Source organism: Pseudoalteromonas sp. OF7H-1 (assembly GCF_022347825.1).
Taxonomy (GTDB): domain Bacteria; phylum Pseudomonadota; class Gammaproteobacteria; order Enterobacterales; family Alteromonadaceae; genus Pseudoalteromonas; species Pseudoalteromonas maricaloris.
Genome location: NZ_JAKRFX010000014.1, coordinates 43,684 through 58,683, shown reverse-complemented (window position 1 = coordinate 58,683; position 15,000 = coordinate 43,684). Strand labels below are relative to the sequence as shown.

Below are 15,000 nucleotides of genomic sequence, written 5' to 3'. Positions count from 1 at the left end.
CTGTACTCTTGCCCGCCGCCCAATACAGAGTACAAAATCATGAGCTTTAGCCACCTAGGTTTAGCCCCAGAAATAAATCAAGCCGTTGTCGAACAAGGTTACGACAAACCAACTCCTATTCAAGAGCAAGCCATTCCTGCTATTTTAGAAGGCAGAGACGTGATGGCTGCGGCGCAAACGGGGACAGGTAAAACAGCGGGCTTTACATTACCTTTGTTGCAAAAGCTGATTGCCGGCACTAAACCACGTGCGAACAATGTACGCGCGTTAATTCTAACGCCGACCAGAGAGCTTGCTGACCAAGTATGGCAAAGTGTTGCGCTGTACAGTAAACACCTGCCTATCAGCTCTGAAGTTGTTTACGGCGGTGTGAAGATCAATCCGCAAATGATGAAGCTGCGTAAAGGCATTGATGTTTTAGTGGCAACACCTGGGCGATTACTCGACCTTTACCAGCAAAATGCTGTCAAATTTGATGACCTTGAAGTACTGGTATTGGATGAAGCCGACCGTATGCTAGACATGGGCTTTATTCACGATATCAAGCGCATCATCAAAGTATTGCCAAGCCGCAGACAAAACTTGATGTTCTCTGCCACTTTCTCTGAAGAGATTAGAGCATTAGCGAAAGGGCTAATTCATGATCCAGTAGAGATTTCTGTGGCACCAGCAAACAGCACCGCAAAAAGCGTGACTCAATGGGTATACCCGGTAGACAAAAGTAAACGTACGAGCTTACTCAAGCATTTAGTGCAAACGCATGATTGGCAACAAGTGTTGGTATTCACCCGCACAAAACACGGTGCCAACCGCTTGGTTAAGGATCTAGAAAAAGACAAGATCAATGCCGCAGCAATCCATGGTAATAAAAGCCAAAGCGCTCGCATGAAAGCCCTTGCTGGCTTTAAAAATGGTGAAGTACGTGTACTTGTTGCCACTGATATTGTGGCACGGGGCTTGGATATTCAAGAGTTGCCTCATGTCGTGAACTTTGACCTGCCAAATGTTTACGAAGATTATGTTCACCGTATCGGTAGAACAGGCCGCGCTGGTGCGACAGGTGAAGCTATCTCGTTTGTTACCCAAGAGACCGCAAGCGACTTATTTGGCATTGAACGATTAATTCAACAGTTGGTGCCACGTAAAGTGGAGCCAGGGTTTGAACCGCAACTTGCCGTACCTGAGTCAAAATTAGATACGCGCCCAATCAAGCCGAAAAAGCCAAAGAAACCGAAAAAACCAAAGGCGACAGACGCTGAGCAAGCACCTTCCGCTCAGCCGAAAAACAAACCTAAGCAAAATTCAGGTCCTCGCAACAATAAGCCAAGTGGTAACGGTAAACCTGCTGGTAATAACAATGGCAACCGTAGACGTCGCCCATCATCGTCTGCAAACAAGCCAAAGAGCCAACACGCTGGAGAAAAACGTACACCACGCCAGAAGCCCACTTCTGGCAATCAATAATTAATGGTGTAAGCAGGTGTAATAGCATTTGCAACACCTTCTCCTAAGCTAAAAAGGCTGTTAATCGTAACAGCCTTTTTTCGTCAAAGGAGCTAGACAATGAATATCTTGAAATTGATACTGTTCACATTGTTTGGTAGTACATTTTTAGCGCACGCTGGTACGCAATATGTGACCCAAGCTGCGAGCAATATCACAGAAACCTCCGCTCAATTAAACGGCTACTCCGCCTCTACTATTGGTTTAAGTGGAGAAACGTTTGATTATGGCCCAACCACTAACTACGGCTACAGCGTACTCGCAACACCGGCTGGTGTGAATGGCCCGGTTAGCGCACAAATAGCGAACCTAGAGTGCGGCAGCGAATATCATTTCCGTTTTCGAGGAGATCCAAAGCCACCTCGCACCACCATTCAAGGGGAAGACTTAACCTTCACTACAGCCCCATGTGGCCCGACGATTTTTACTAATGTGTCGTTTGAAACCGGCGGACAATATTACTTCGTCGCAGAAAATAATGGCGGTAATACAGTAAACGCCAATCGTATTACGATTGGCCCTTGGGAGAGGTTTAATCTTATCGATGTCAACGGCGGTAACCTGTTTGATGGCGACACCATCCACATTCAAACAGCCACTGGCTATTACTTTGTTGCAGAGCAAGGTGGGGGCGCTGAGTTAAATTCCAACCGAACGGTGGCTTCTATTTGGGAAACCTTCACGATTGAGTTGCCGAATAATCCCGGCGCCTTGATCCAAAATGGCGATAAAGTGGCGCTGAAGTCAATCAATGGTCACTATATCCAAGCCACAGGTAATGGTGGCGCGGGAGCCAATGTGCATCCTACCGTCATAGGCTGTAATGCCACTTATCCCTGTTCATGGGAAATGTTTAAGATTATTTTTTAACGCACTTGGCCATGGTAAAAAATTTTATCACGGCCTTACACGCGCTATCCGTTCGAGCCATGTTATAATTGCTGTTTTAGAACTACAGAGACAGCGACTTTGACTCAGCCACTTTTTTCAAGTACCTCACTTTCCAGCGCCTTACTCGATAACCTCGCGTCATTGGGGTATCACACCATGACTGACATTCAAGCACAAACCTTACCGCTTATCTTGGCGGGTAAAGATGTCATTGGCCAAGGTAAAACAGGCTCAGGTAAAACCGCCGCTTTCTCTTTAGGACTATTACATAATTTAAACGTGAAACGCTTTCGCGTGCAGGCGCTCGTGGTATGCCCAACTCGAGAGCTTGCCGATCAGGTTGCGGTTGAAATTCGCAAGCTTGCCCGTGCTGTTCATAACATCAAAGTGTTAGCGCTGTGCGGTGGTGCACCTATGGGTCCGCAAATTGGCTCTCTTGAACACGGTGCGCACATCATTGTGGGCACGCCAGGGCGTATTGAAGAGCACCTGCGCAAAGGCCGTTTGTCGCTAGATGAAGTGAATACCTTTGTACTGGATGAAGCGGATCGCATGTTGGAGATGGGCTTTGAAGAGTCACTACAGTGCATCATAGATCACTGCCCTACAGCACGCCAAAATCTGTTATTTAGTGCAACTTACCCACCAAAAATAGAGCAGCTCGCGCAGCACATCATGAAAGATGCTGCCAAAGTCACGGTTGAAGCAACACATGACGATAGCTCAATTGAACAGTACTTTTACGAAGTCGACAATAACGACGCGAGATTGCCTGCGGTACAAAAGCTGTTAATGCAATTTCAACCAAACTCAGCGGTTATCTTCTGCAACACCAAGGCAGAATGCCAGAACGTATGCGACAGCCTATATAGCCTAGGTTTTGATGCAGCAGCACTTCACGGTGATTTAGAGCAAAAAGACCGTGACCGCACATTGGTTCGTTTTGCGAATAAGAGCGTGACCATTTTATTGGCAACGGATGTCGCAGCCCGGGGTATCGACGTCGATCATGTAGATATGGTGATCAACTACCATATCGCCCATGACCCAGAAGTACATGTTCACCGCGTTGGCAGAACCGGACGAGCAGGCAATAAAGGCGTGGCATGCTCTTTAATGAGTTATAAAGAATCGCATAAAGTAAATGCCCTTGAAGACTATTTAGGCAAGACCATTGAGCCCAATCCCCTGCCAAGCGATCAAGTATTAAATAACAAAATTAACCGGGCACCGATGGTAACCATTCAAATCGACGGCGGTAAAAAAGCAAAATTAAGACCGGGTGATATCTTAGGTGCACTGACCTCAAATCAAGCGTTAAAAGGTGATCAAATCGGCAAAATCAAGGTTACTGCGATGTCATCATACGTTGCGGTTGAGCGCAGTGTTGCCAACGTGGCGCTTAAAACAATCTCAGAAGGAAAAATGAAAGGCCGTAACTTTAGAGCTCGTAAAGTGACAAAATAACAGATAACTTTTCTTTCCCTACGGTGGTCAACTTTTCCCTGACCACCACGACTTTAGATTAGCTCAGCAATTACTCGCCTATTTATAACCTATTTCCACCACAGGGGTTTAAATCTGCACAATGACCCCAAGGTCTTAGTTAAGCAAACACTTTAAAGGAGTTTATCTATGAAGACCTTAATCATTGGTGCCAGTGGTCAAATTGGAAAAATGACGACAAAGAAAATGCTGGAACAAGGCCATGACGTTGTGGCGTTAGTGCGCAATAAAAACAAGCTAGCTGATATTCAGTCTGAGCAACTCACTATCATAGAGCAAGACCTTGAAGGCGATTTTAGTTCAGCCTTTGACAACGTCGAGCAGGTAATATTTAGCGCAGGCTCTGGTGGAGAGACTGGAGCGGATAAAACCCTACTTATTGATTTGTGGGCCGCCATTAAAGCCATTAACTATGCTGTGAAAGCAAACGTTAAACATTTTATTATGGTCAGCTCTATTGGTGCTGACGATCCTGATAACATTGAAAGTGAAATCAAACCGTACTTGGTAGCCAAACACATGGCTGACCAACACCTACAAAAAAGTATTGTAAACTACACCATCGTCCGACCAGGTGCGTTGCAAAATGAGCCTGCAACTGGGGGATTCTCCACTTCACGCCCTACAAATAGAGAAGATGCCGTAATAAGTCGAGAGAATGTCGCAGACGCGCTAGTTTACCTTGCCACTCAACATCCTCAGAATCTAACGTTTGAGCTATTTAACGGCAAGCAGTCAGTCGAACAAACGCTGTGCTAATAGAGTAACTATGTCTCGGGGTTTAACGCCTCGGGGCAAACTTAGGTGCTTTAATTTGGCTAAGTGTTGAAAATATTTATCGCTTCGCTGACATAAAAAGCTTGCTTTAAAAAATGCAATTCTATATCATCCCTCTCTTGCTTTAACTTCCTCTCAAAATAAAGCAAACCTCAAGTAATGCCTCCTTGCCTTGATCCAGTAAGTCCGCATAAAAAATACAAGTAGAGCTTAATATAGTCAGGCGAAATCAAGCCAATTAAGAAAATTGGTATAAGCTGTCATACCCGTCTCGGGTCGTTGCGAGGACAGTGTCTTCTGTTCGCTAAACTGTAATGAAGCTCATCTACTATCAAAAGCATCAGCTAATTTGCTGTGCATTATAAAAGTGAGTTTTATTATGTCATATACATATAACGGAACAGAGATCCGTGTTGAGCAACCAATTCGCTCAATTTCGGTGAACAAATCTAAAGTGATCTTTGCTGACGGCACGGGCCGTAAGATCACACAATTCGCCAATGGCGGCGAAGCACGTCAATTTCTGAGCTGGTTAACTTCAGCTCAGTAATCGCTAAAACGTCGAGCTTGCTCGACGTTTGCCATCCTAATAAAACAAATGAACTAAATACTCAGATTCGCAGCTGTCTAATCGCTTTGATTAGGTCTTTGTCGCTGATTCGCGTTGACTTTAATTTGCTGATTAACTTTTTAGCACCTAGGGTATTTCCTTGGAGCATATAGAGCTGGCTTAAACGTAACCGTGCCCAGTTTTTATCTGGACCATCTGTACTGATCTCAAGTGTTAAATACGTTTGTAATGCTGCGATCCCCTCGTCTACATTAACCTCTGAAAACACCGCCGTCCGACCAATTTGGTAAAGCCCCGCAGCGTAATGCTTTGCTTCCTTAATTACTATTAAAGTTCTAAAAAACGCAAATGCACCATCGTAATGTTTGATACTCTGCAGCGCTATTCCAGCTTTAAACAACACTGTTTCATCAATAGTTTTGCGTTCGAGCAAGGTGTTAGTATATGTTATCAACGCTTCATCATTGCCAGTCTGCAAATAAAAGTCGATCCATAGTTTCATTGCGGCATGGGAAGATAAGGCTTCTATCGCCCTTATCTGTCGCACCGCCTTGGCCTCAGAGCCACCAGCAATGCTTGGTGCTGAAAGGTAGAAATAGAACAACCCTTGCTGCGCTTTGATATGCGTTGCGTCTTTGTCTATTGCCGCTAAAAACGCATCTTCTGTGTTGCTGGCATAACTCAGTTTTGAAAATATAGAAGCATGCTTTATCTGCTCTGCATTTACCTTGGCGTACCAATAATACTCATCCGCACTGTTGGGCTCGAGACGCAGTGCTTTTTCAAGGTACTCTTCTGCTTCATCAAATTGATTCGACACCAACTTAACTCTGCCAAGATAATAGAACGACTCATTTGGATGCGTTTCTTGCAGCGCCAGAAAAGCTTGCTCAGCATCCACTATCGCCTGTTGCTCAAATAGTATTTTGGCATGCTTCAATGCATCGGTAATATTCGGCATCGCAAACACTTTTGGAGTTACCACTAGTATCATCATTAAGCAAAGTACTTTATTCATCCGAAACATTATTTGCTCCCCCTTGCTTGACGGTGATTAAGCTGTTTTTTGTAAAACAGGATGCCCAAGGTGCCAACCACAGCGGGTAACAACCATGGTACTAGCTGCCAAGCCCCAGGCATTAGCTGCGCTAACCAATGACGTCCACCCACCGCAAAAAATGCCGTATATACTGCAATCCCAGCGCCTAAAATGGTACTCATATGCTCCAGCACCCACTCTCGTGGTTTGAGTGTTGGTTTAAATATGTAGAACAACATAGTAGCGACGGTAGAGAACACAATAAGTGAAAATATTAGATAGAGCGTACTGCCAAATGTAAGCGCTGTGTACAACACTCGTCCACCCGTTGCCGCTAAGAGCCCAATCAGCAATAAATGAGACCCGCTTCTTAATCGCTCTCGGTGCTGTTTAGCCGCTAAAACCAAGCTCGAATGACGAATATTTGCCAACACCAATACTGACAGCATCAGTAAAAATTCACTTAATTGACGTTGCTTCAATACCAGCTGTTGCCCTAGCGCCTGATCAATGTGTTGAGAGGGGTAACGGATCGCCAATGGGTCGTAGATCACAATTAGGCACATGACAATGCCACTGACGGAAACTAGCCACATACACCAAGTAAATATTTTTCCCCATAGTCTATGCTGTGGGCTGCCTTTTACGGTCACGACTGGAACCCAAAATACAATTAGCGCAATAGCACCAATAATTATGTGCAAATACAAAGCAAACTGATGAACAATAAGCATAACAATTTCTCTTTTATGATTTTGGTCTTTAGCTTAACGTCACTACATTTGGAGTGCCTGTCCCAGACGTCATGATGTAAAACCATGACTTTTGGCCTATAGGCACAACCTTGTTACTTTGTCATACTTAGTGAAGAAAACGGCACGAGGACATAAGCGTTGGCATTCAGCACATTAATCGCAAATCGAGATATGAGAGACCTACTGGCGCTGATGACTTGGGTTGCCCTTTTCGCTATTTCAGTTTACATAACGAATCAACAGCCTGAAGCGCCCGAAATATCTCTCTTTAGCAGCTTCTTCTGTTTTTATGCGCTTGGCTATCTCATTGGCACCTGTGAGCAATGTAAACACAAATTACGATGGCTTGCGCTAGCCCTTATGCTATTTTCAGCTTTTGCCTGTGGCTGGATCCTGCAATTTGGATACCTATCCATTCTTACCATTATCTGGGTTGCCGTTGTCGCTTATTTGCTCCCCATTCGCGTATCAGCTTGCTCCACTCTCATCATCGTATTGGCCTGGTTTACGATGCAGAGTGTAAAGCAACAACATCTGCTTTGGATTGAGGGATTACTGTATGGCCTGTTTCACTTATTCGCCTTGCTATTAGCCACCACCCATCAACGAGAACAGCAAGCTAGGGTTGAGCTACAAAATCAACATGCTCAGTTGCAATCCACACAACACTTGCTTTCTGAGCTGTCGAAGCACTCTGAGCGCACCCGCATCGCGCGGGACTTACACGATCTGTTAGGTCATCACCTCACGGCACTCAGTATTAAGTTGCAAATAGCGCAAAGAATGACTGCCGACGCACCAGCCCAGCAGCAAATCCTAGAATGTCAAAGCGTAGCTAAGTTACTACTCAATGATGTACGAGATGCCGTGGATATGCTCAGACAGCATAGAGATATTGATTTTCATCAATCGCTTACCTTACTACTCCAACATACTCCTGAGCTAAAAGTGCATGCAACCATTCCACAACATATTGCTGTTGACGATAGCCATATAGCACAAGTGCTGCTGCGCTGTGTTCAAGAAGCAATAACCAACAGCCTAAGGCACAGTCATGCGAAGCAATTTTGGATTGTAATGACGCAAGATGAAGAAAAGCTTTTCGCCAATATGCATGATGATGGCTATATCAGTGAACAATGGCAAAAAGGGAATGGTTTAACGGGGATGTCTGAACGCGTATCTGAGTGTGATGGTCACTTGCATCTCTATGAGCACAATCGTGCCCTACACTATAAAATTGAACTCCCGTTAACTCCACAGTAAGGACGATATTGATGAAAGTAGTCGTGGTTGACGACCAGAAACTCGTAAGAGAAGGCATTGTCACTTTATTACAATTTAACGAAGAAGTTGAAGTGATTGCCCAGTACGACAATGGTCAGACGTTACTTGATGGGCTATCAGAGGTTTCACCTGATATTATTCTACTGGATCTATCCATGCCAATTATGAACGGTATCGCTACTTTGAAGCAGCTAAATAGTCGCGGTATAACGATCCCAGTATTAGTGCTAACAACCTTTGATGACCCCAAACTCGTTCTGGACAGCTTAAGTAATGGAGCCAAAGGCTTTGTACTCAAAGATATCGCTCTGGATTCGTTGGTGAATGCAATGAAAACCATCCTCAATGGTGAAACCTACTTTCAACCGGCAATTACAGAAACCCTATTAAAGTATGCACCAAAACTCGACAATGATTTTTCTGAGTTCAAAGCCACAGAGACGCTTAGCGTACGAGAAATAGAGGTATTGAGACTGGTTGCAAATGGTTATTCCAACAAGGAAATAGCCGAAGCCTTACACAAGTCAGAAGGCACAATCAAAAATCATGTCTCCAATTTACTTTCTAAACTGGGTGTGAGGGATAGAACCCGTGCGGTGCTATTAGCAATCGAGATGGGAATATTACAGTAGCTTAAACAAAGCGCACCAATTTACCCCTGAGCAGATTGGTGCATCGTCACGGCGCTTAGCAATAGTAAGCTTCAACCGTTCCTTTTGATTTAATTAGCAAAGGCTGACCTCGGCGATCTAGCGCTTTTGGCGCAGCGACTTTGATCCAGCCTTCACTAATGCAATACTCTTCAACATCGGTACGTTCTTTTCCATTAAAACGAATGCCAATGTGGTGCTCTAGTATTTCTTTAGCATAATGTGGGCTGCGAGGATTGATAGAAAGTCTATCTGGTAGTGCTGGTTTTTCGATTGAATCTGTCATCGTTTTTCTTCAATTATTTAAGCATGCTGTATTGTAGGTAATCCCACGCGTGCGCTCAATAGCTGAGCGTCTTATAATCGCAATTGAATTAAAAACTGTATCGATTTAAGAGCGCTATGAGGTCTCTGAAGTTTAGCTAACGTTATTACTTAGAAATGCCTTGGCACATTCACCCACGTATCGACGGCCAGGATTATCTCCACTCAACCATTCTTCCACAGTAAACAGCTCAAATAGACCTATTTTACACAGCGTTGGGATTGCAAGCTTTAGCTCGTCCTCTACTTGTCCTCGCTCACCAGCATTGTAAAGGTCAATGTTATGCAACATAGTTGCTACTGTACCCGTTTGCACTCTACTACCATCTTTTAATTGTACCGATGGTAAGCACTCACCTTCTCTTACTACCTTTTGATTTACCGCAGCCAACTGCTCAGTGTTTTCTACATTTTTCATCTATATATGCTTCCTATAAATAAAATACCCATCCCCCTTGCACTCTCCACTTTTCTCGATAAGATAAACAATGAAGTTAACACAAGGAAACAAGTATGAAACTTAAATTAAACAAAAAGGCGATTAAGTCCCTTTCAAAAGATTTACAAGACTTACCAATGGCGCAAACCCCAAATATTGCAGGTGCTGGCAATCCACCTTTATACCCAGAAAGCAAGTTCGATCAAGGCTGTCCTTGGTTTACACACTTTCAGGTTCGAACTTGTCCAAATCCGTATTAATGCGCCATTGTGGGTAAGTACTCTTACCCACTAAACTTGTTATAACACCTTTACCATAAAATACTTACAGCCATCTTTAGGGTAATGTTCTTGGATCCATTGGGTCTCATAGCCATGCTTTTCATAAAATGGCATTGCCTGAAAATTTAAGGTATCGAGTAAGCATTTCACGCACCCTCTTTGCTTGGCTGCCGCTTCTAGACTTTCTAGTATCTGTGAGCCGATATTTTGACCTCTTAGTGTCTCAGAAACCCACAAAGTATCAAGCAACAACCAGTTGCCAAAAGTACGCGCGGCTGCACCTGCAACAACCTCTCCTGACTCACCCTTTACTTCAACCGCCAATGGAAGGCGCTCTGTGACCTCCCAATTCACCCAGTTAAACTCGCTAATTTTACTACTTAAAAAATCGACAAAGTGTTGCTCAGGATTTTCTACTACGGATATTTTCACAGCTACGCTCCGGTTGACTACGTTGAACTAAGGTAATTGTTGTTCGTTTTAGTATTGTCACCTATCATAGTCAACAAAGTACCTATAAAGGAATCATCTATGATGAAATCAAAATCTAGCATTGGAAGCTCAATTGTATCTATTATCGTGATTGGCATTGTGTTACTTTTTTCCATCACATCTTGCACAAATCCAAGCACACCCGCAGGACATGAAGGCTATGTTTTTGAGCAACCAAGATTTTTTGGTTCTGGTGGTTACCAAGGTAGCTTAGTAGGTCCGAGCAACTATGGTTTTTCCCCGCTCAGAAATCAAGTCGTCAATATCGATATGCGCCCAAACACTTATACAGAACGCTTTGAGATCTTAGCCAAAGATGACTTGAACATCAGTTTTGATTTTCATGCAGTCATTGCAATTAAGCCAGACACAGTAAAAGATGTCGTTGAAAATTATGGTGCAGAGAATTGGTATCAGCGTTTTGTTCGCGAAACTTTCAGAACCTATGTTCGCGACGAAGTCCAACAATACGATAGTGGCGCATTAAAAAGCAAACGCGAACAAATTGCTGAAATCGTAACAAAGCGCTTAAAAAGCTACCTACAGTCAGCGCCATTTGATATCAAACAAGTGGTGATCGGTAACATTAATTATCCAGATATTGTAGCCAATGCCGTAGAAAAGAAACTCGCTGCGCAACAGCTGCTAGCAGAAAAAGAGACTCAAAAGGCCATTGCTAAAAAAGATGCTGAAATTCGGATTGAAGAAGCAAAAGGTATCGCTGAAGCGCAAAAGATCATCAACGCCACACTTACTGCAAACTACTTACAACATGAAGCGATAAATGCGCAGCTAAAAATGGCAGAATCTCCCAACCATACAACGGTTTATATTCCGGTTGGCACCAACGGCATTCCACTGGTTAAAGAGAGTCGATAACAAAGTACCAATAATTCGTTTGAGTTGGGAGTAACAATAGCAAGAAGGCCTGTTGTTGCTCTCAACCTAGGTTATTAAATAAACTCTTTTTCTGTCGCATTTACCAGCTGTTGAAATGCGCGAGTACTGCCTAGGAGCTCTCGCTTTACCTTATTCCACTGTGCATTGTGATGACCAAACCTTAATTGCCATTCGCGCTTTTCGTCCACACTTAAAGGGTGCAGCCTTGCGCCCAAGGCCATGAGCTCGTGCTCACAGCGCTTTTGCAGTTGCTCTATCTGCGCAATATGGGTATGAAATGTTTGCTTACCCGCGTCCTCGATTTCCCCTTTTAAGCGCAGCGGCAAACCATCTAACCAATGCTGATTTGCGACGGTCACCCAAGCATCGGGGACACTTTCGAGTAAAGCTATCTGCCCTATCTCGTTTTTTAGCAGATCAGGACCTGCAAACAAGCCAACAACGCTAGGGTCAATAACCTCTATATGTTTTGTTCTTGCCATTTTGGCCACTTGTGCCCAAGGCACATCAATAACATTTGCCGACGTCATACTGTAAAAATGACTCAAAACCTTAGAAGCAGGCACTCTTAGCACTACTCCTTTGAGTTTTTCAGGCAAATTAATCAAGCGGTTGAACTGTTTTGTGCTTGTTAGGGTGCGACCTCCAACGAGATGATGCATTAAGATATTCAGTTTTCCTTGTTCACTAATAGGCTTAATAACGAGTGACTGCCACTGTGGCGAACAAATTAAATTGAGAAACGCGCGATTTGAGCTCGCCCAAAATGGGATATTAAGGATATCTAGCACAGGTAACGCCCGAGACAGATTTGACACAGAGATAAGTGCGGCCTCCACATATCCACGAGTCACTGCCGCCATTAACTCGCGGCCACTTCCAAGCGAGCCACTATGGTGAATATCAACATAGATTTTACCACGAGTCATAGACTCAACATTCTCCTTAAACACTTGATGCATGTGCGGGATAAAGTCACTTTGATCCGCAGGGTATGGGGAAGCTAATCTTAAAATATGGAGGGCAGCACTGCGCTTAGCCATTTCTTGTTCTCGTTCATCTTCTGAGAATAAATGTAGTGCAAGTACTTGGCTAACCGGAAATGAAGCACTCAAACATGCCGCTAGTGAAGCTTCAAGAAATTGACGTCTACTCTTGGACATGGGAGTACTACCTATATTCCATACCTTAATTAAAGATAGCTGAGTCGATCACTATTTCAATAAGCTTAGATGTACACCCAAATCCAAAACACAAAAAACTCACTTGTATTTAACAAAATTTATACTAGTCTATTTTGGATTCACCACAAGGAGTGTAGTGCTAGTTTATTCATCAAAAGCGATAGCTTTACTATCATTACTTTTGTCTCGCTAGGTGTTTTCTTAAAACAAAGCAAATTTAACGCAGTAATCACGTTCATATCGATTAATAAAAGGAGATTAACGATGAACAGAAGAAATGCACTAATCTGTGTTGCCTTGGGGTTTTGTGCCCACTTATCCGCCAAGACACCTCAACCAACCCTTTCGATCAACACTAACCTTGATTATGACGGCCTCATTACAACACCAACTGGAAAGGCTTATTTTGGTCAGCAGTGGCTTGAAAATGCCAGTGAAGTCACTTTATACCCAAAAAATGGCAACAGCGCGCTTTGGACATTAACATTAACCTATTCTGATGGCAGACCGGCCGTTGGTAAAACCATTACTATAAATTCAACTTATAACACGCTCACCACATCAAGTTGGCGAGATAAAAATACCATGGCAAACCGTTTTCCGAGTGGTTCAAGAGCAACGGTAATTCAAAGAATAGACCAAGGGCTGTTCCGATTACGAGCTCCTTACGAAGCTTCAAGTCTAGTGACCGATGCTAATGGCCAAGTGAAAGTTACCGTAAATAACTTCCATAGCTGCGGTAATGAACAACAGCCAGGCTCTGATAAGTTAACAGCCTCAACTGGTAACTTGCAGGCTCAGCTAATCGTAAAATGCGCAGTAACAGGCTTAGTCAACATTCCAGACCGCGCAAGTGAAGGGCTTACTACAGCAGGTCTAGTTGGCCGCCACTTACACCCAGACTTGCTAAGTGCTTTACAAAATTTAGGACAAGCTTGGAAAAACGTACAAAACAAACCTGTCGGGATGCCAAATTATCTCACAATAACGGGAGCAACCATGCGCTGGGGTGGAATAAATCCTCCTCACTTTACGCACAAGTTTGGTGGTACAGTAGATATTCGTCCGATAGGAACATCATCAGGCCCAGTTAGCGTTGGTGACGCACACTACCATCGCCAAGCCACACAGACTATAGTTGACGCTTTGGTACAATTAGGCGCAACTAAAATTATCTTTGCCGATAATTTGAAAGGCGTTACAGATGTTAAATCAAATCATAAGAATCACCTACATGTCAGCTTCTTAACTGAACCTTTAGAACCTTGGCTTGCTCCTAATGATAACGAGCTTGATAGCGAAGGTGAAGCTTGGCATGACTACAGCAATATCTACGATACTAGCTATTTCGTGCCTCAAGTTAAATCGTTACAGGTTACCGACTTTCATTTTGAATTAGGAAAATAATGACGAATATCGCTTGGCTAATTTATCTCGCTATCTTTAGCATTTCGGCAAGCTTTGATTTATTAAGCTGCGAGCTCACTATGTCTAGCGATAAAGTAGCCTTAGCACCCTCTACTGAGCGGCCAGAGTGCCGCTTTGAACAATCAGACAATAATGAGTTAAAGCCTACATCGTTGCCGCACACGCATTTTATTCCACCAAACTATCCAGATGCTGCAATACCTCTCAATTTCGATAGGGTTCAGTCAGCCTGTAAACTTAAGAGTGACACCATCCATTGCCAGTTTGCTGACCGACAAGGCGCTTTGCCTTTAGCTAGTCAATACCAACGTGGTCGGTTAAGCTATGATCAGTGGCGCGTAGACAACCACTATTTTATTGGATGGACCTCGCACGACCCAGAAAAACCTGCCGGATTTATGGTACTTTCCACCACCAAACCCGCTTATTGGTTACCTGTGGAAGATGCTTGTAAAGCAAGGCTCAGCACACGAGTCGTGACGCTTAATAGCAAAGAGAATCTCTGTTTGAATCACCAGGGTGCTTGGCAGCGCAGTAACACAAAGTCACTACCTACGCCTTGCGAAAACCCATACTCTGTCGCTACCGATAAAAATGGGGTGTGGGCTTTGCAGCTAAACAATGAAAATCAAAGCTGGAATATTTGCCACTTTGATCACGCATTACAACTGGTGAAAGCATATCAATATCAACTTGATATACCGCAATCGCTAGCGCCATACAAGCTTGTACCTACGTCTTTTTCTCAGGTTACCGCCTTATTCGGCGAATATGACAATGCGCCAGCATACGCATTTGATATTAGCGCTGTTGAGCCTATGTTTCTATCAGCCTTCCCAAGCTCAATACGTCGCATACAAATCCCACTTACACGAGCTAAATATCGGTTAAGCCTAATAGCTCAATAACCTGCTTTACCGATAACTCACAACCCATTTGAGACTTTAGAAAATGCTGTAACGGTTCCAAATTA

At 43.7% G+C, this 15,000-nt stretch carries 17 protein-coding genes; 11 read left to right on the top strand and 6 right to left on the bottom strand.

Annotation, left to right across the window (positions count from 1 at the left end):
• Positions 1 to 39 precede the first annotated feature (39 nt).
• The 5 genes from MHN30_RS16770 to MHN30_RS16750 all read left to right on the top strand — a co-directional run bounded on the left by MHN30_RS16770 (position 40) and on the right by MHN30_RS16750 (position 5,227).
• On the top strand, positions 40 to 1,464 hold the full coding sequence (locus tag MHN30_RS16770) for a DEAD/DEAH box helicase (RefSeq protein ID WP_239360438.1): 1,425 nt from the start codon (positions 40 to 42) through the stop codon (positions 1,462 to 1,464).
• Between the two features lie 99 nt (positions 1,465 to 1,563).
• Positions 1,564 to 2,373 carry a peptidase S8 gene (locus MHN30_RS16765; protein WP_239360436.1) on the top strand — a complete coding sequence of 270 codons (810 nt, stop codon included), beginning with the start codon at positions 1,564 to 1,566 and terminating at the stop codon, positions 2,371 to 2,373.
• 99 nt (positions 2,374 to 2,472) lie between these two features.
• Positions 2,473 to 3,861: an ATP-dependent RNA helicase DbpA gene (dbpA, locus tag MHN30_RS16760; protein WP_239360434.1), complete on the top strand. Its 1,389-nt coding sequence runs from the start codon at positions 2,473 to 2,475 to the stop codon at positions 3,859 to 3,861.
• A gap of 168 nt (positions 3,862 to 4,029) precedes the next feature.
• A complete protein-coding gene (locus MHN30_RS16755; RefSeq protein WP_239360432.1) occupies positions 4,030 to 4,659 on the top strand; it encodes an SDR family oxidoreductase in 630 nt (209 codons plus the stop codon).
• A gap of 397 nt (positions 4,660 to 5,056) precedes the next feature.
• Positions 5,057 to 5,227: a hypothetical protein gene (locus tag MHN30_RS16750; protein ID WP_099642116.1), complete on the top strand. Its 171-nt coding sequence runs from the start codon at positions 5,057 to 5,059 to the stop codon at positions 5,225 to 5,227.
• A gap of 61 nt (positions 5,228 to 5,288) precedes the next feature.
• On the opposite strand, the gene MHN30_RS16745 is transcribed toward MHN30_RS16750, so the two are convergent.
• The gene (locus MHN30_RS16745; RefSeq protein ID WP_239360431.1) at positions 5,289 to 6,275 is read right to left on the bottom strand and encodes a tetratricopeptide repeat protein; all 987 of its coding nucleotides are present in this window, start codon (positions 6,273 to 6,275) and stop codon (positions 5,289 to 5,291) included.
• A complete protein-coding gene (locus tag MHN30_RS16740; protein ID WP_130164663.1) occupies positions 6,275 to 7,021 on the bottom strand; it encodes a hypothetical protein in 747 nt (248 codons plus the stop codon). The genes MHN30_RS16745 and MHN30_RS16740 overlap by 1 nt, the downstream gene beginning before the upstream one ends.
• A gap of 159 nt (positions 7,022 to 7,180) precedes the next feature.
• Here MHN30_RS16740 and MHN30_RS16735 point away from each other — a divergent pair, with 159 nt between their 5' ends.
• Both MHN30_RS16735 and MHN30_RS16730 read left to right on the top strand, forming a co-directional pair.
• A complete protein-coding gene (locus MHN30_RS16735; protein WP_239360430.1) occupies positions 7,181 to 8,308 on the top strand; it encodes a histidine kinase in 1,128 nt (375 codons plus the stop codon).
• 11 nt (positions 8,309 to 8,319) lie between these two features.
• Positions 8,320 to 8,961: a response regulator transcription factor gene (locus MHN30_RS16730; protein WP_010607256.1), complete on the top strand. Its 642-nt coding sequence runs from the start codon at positions 8,320 to 8,322 to the stop codon at positions 8,959 to 8,961.
• A 55-nt stretch (positions 8,962 to 9,016) separates the two neighbouring features.
• Here MHN30_RS16730 and MHN30_RS16725 read toward each other — a convergent pair whose 3' ends face one another.
• Both MHN30_RS16725 and MHN30_RS16720 read right to left on the bottom strand, forming a co-directional pair.
• Positions 9,017 to 9,265, bottom strand: coding sequence for a DUF3297 family protein (locus MHN30_RS16725; RefSeq protein ID WP_102056316.1), 249 nt, complete (start codon positions 9,263 to 9,265; stop codon positions 9,017 to 9,019).
• A 132-nt stretch (positions 9,266 to 9,397) separates the two neighbouring features.
• Positions 9,398 to 9,721, bottom strand: a complete 324-nt coding sequence (locus MHN30_RS16720) for a hypothetical protein (RefSeq protein ID WP_010607258.1) — start codon at positions 9,719 to 9,721, stop codon at positions 9,398 to 9,400.
• 95 nt (positions 9,722 to 9,816) lie between these two features.
• On the opposite strand from MHN30_RS16720, the gene MHN30_RS16715 reads away from it, so the two are divergent.
• Complete coding sequence (locus tag MHN30_RS16715) at positions 9,817 to 10,002, top strand: hypothetical protein (RefSeq protein WP_010607259.1); 186 nt, start codon at positions 9,817 to 9,819, stop codon at positions 10,000 to 10,002.
• Positions 10,003 to 10,041: 39 nt separating this feature from the next.
• On the opposite strand, the gene MHN30_RS16710 is transcribed toward MHN30_RS16715, so the two are convergent.
• Positions 10,042 to 10,455: a GNAT family N-acetyltransferase gene (locus MHN30_RS16710; RefSeq protein ID WP_130164665.1), complete on the bottom strand. Its 414-nt coding sequence runs from the start codon at positions 10,453 to 10,455 to the stop codon at positions 10,042 to 10,044.
• 102 nt (positions 10,456 to 10,557) lie between these two features.
• On the opposite strand from MHN30_RS16710, the gene MHN30_RS16705 reads away from it, so the two are divergent.
• Positions 10,558 to 11,394 carry a prohibitin family protein gene (locus MHN30_RS16705; protein ID WP_130164697.1) on the top strand — a complete coding sequence of 279 codons (837 nt, stop codon included), beginning with the start codon at positions 10,558 to 10,560 and terminating at the stop codon, positions 11,392 to 11,394.
• 74 nt (positions 11,395 to 11,468) lie between these two features.
• Here the strand turns inward: MHN30_RS16705 and dctP are convergent, their stop codons facing one another.
• A complete protein-coding gene (gene dctP, locus MHN30_RS16700; protein ID WP_239360428.1) occupies positions 11,469 to 12,578 on the bottom strand; it encodes a TRAP transporter substrate-binding protein DctP in 1,110 nt (369 codons plus the stop codon).
• A 285-nt stretch (positions 12,579 to 12,863) separates the two neighbouring features.
• Between dctP and MHN30_RS16695 the strand changes: the two genes are divergently transcribed.
• Entirely contained in the window at positions 12,864 to 14,006 is a 1,143-nt protein-coding gene (locus MHN30_RS16695; RefSeq protein WP_239360426.1) for a hypothetical protein, read from the top strand.
• Entirely contained in the window at positions 14,006 to 14,935 is a 930-nt protein-coding gene (locus tag MHN30_RS16690; RefSeq protein WP_239360425.1) for a hypothetical protein, read from the top strand. The genes MHN30_RS16695 and MHN30_RS16690 overlap by 1 nt, the downstream gene beginning before the upstream one ends.
• The last annotated feature ends 65 nt before the right edge of the window (positions 14,936 to 15,000 follow it).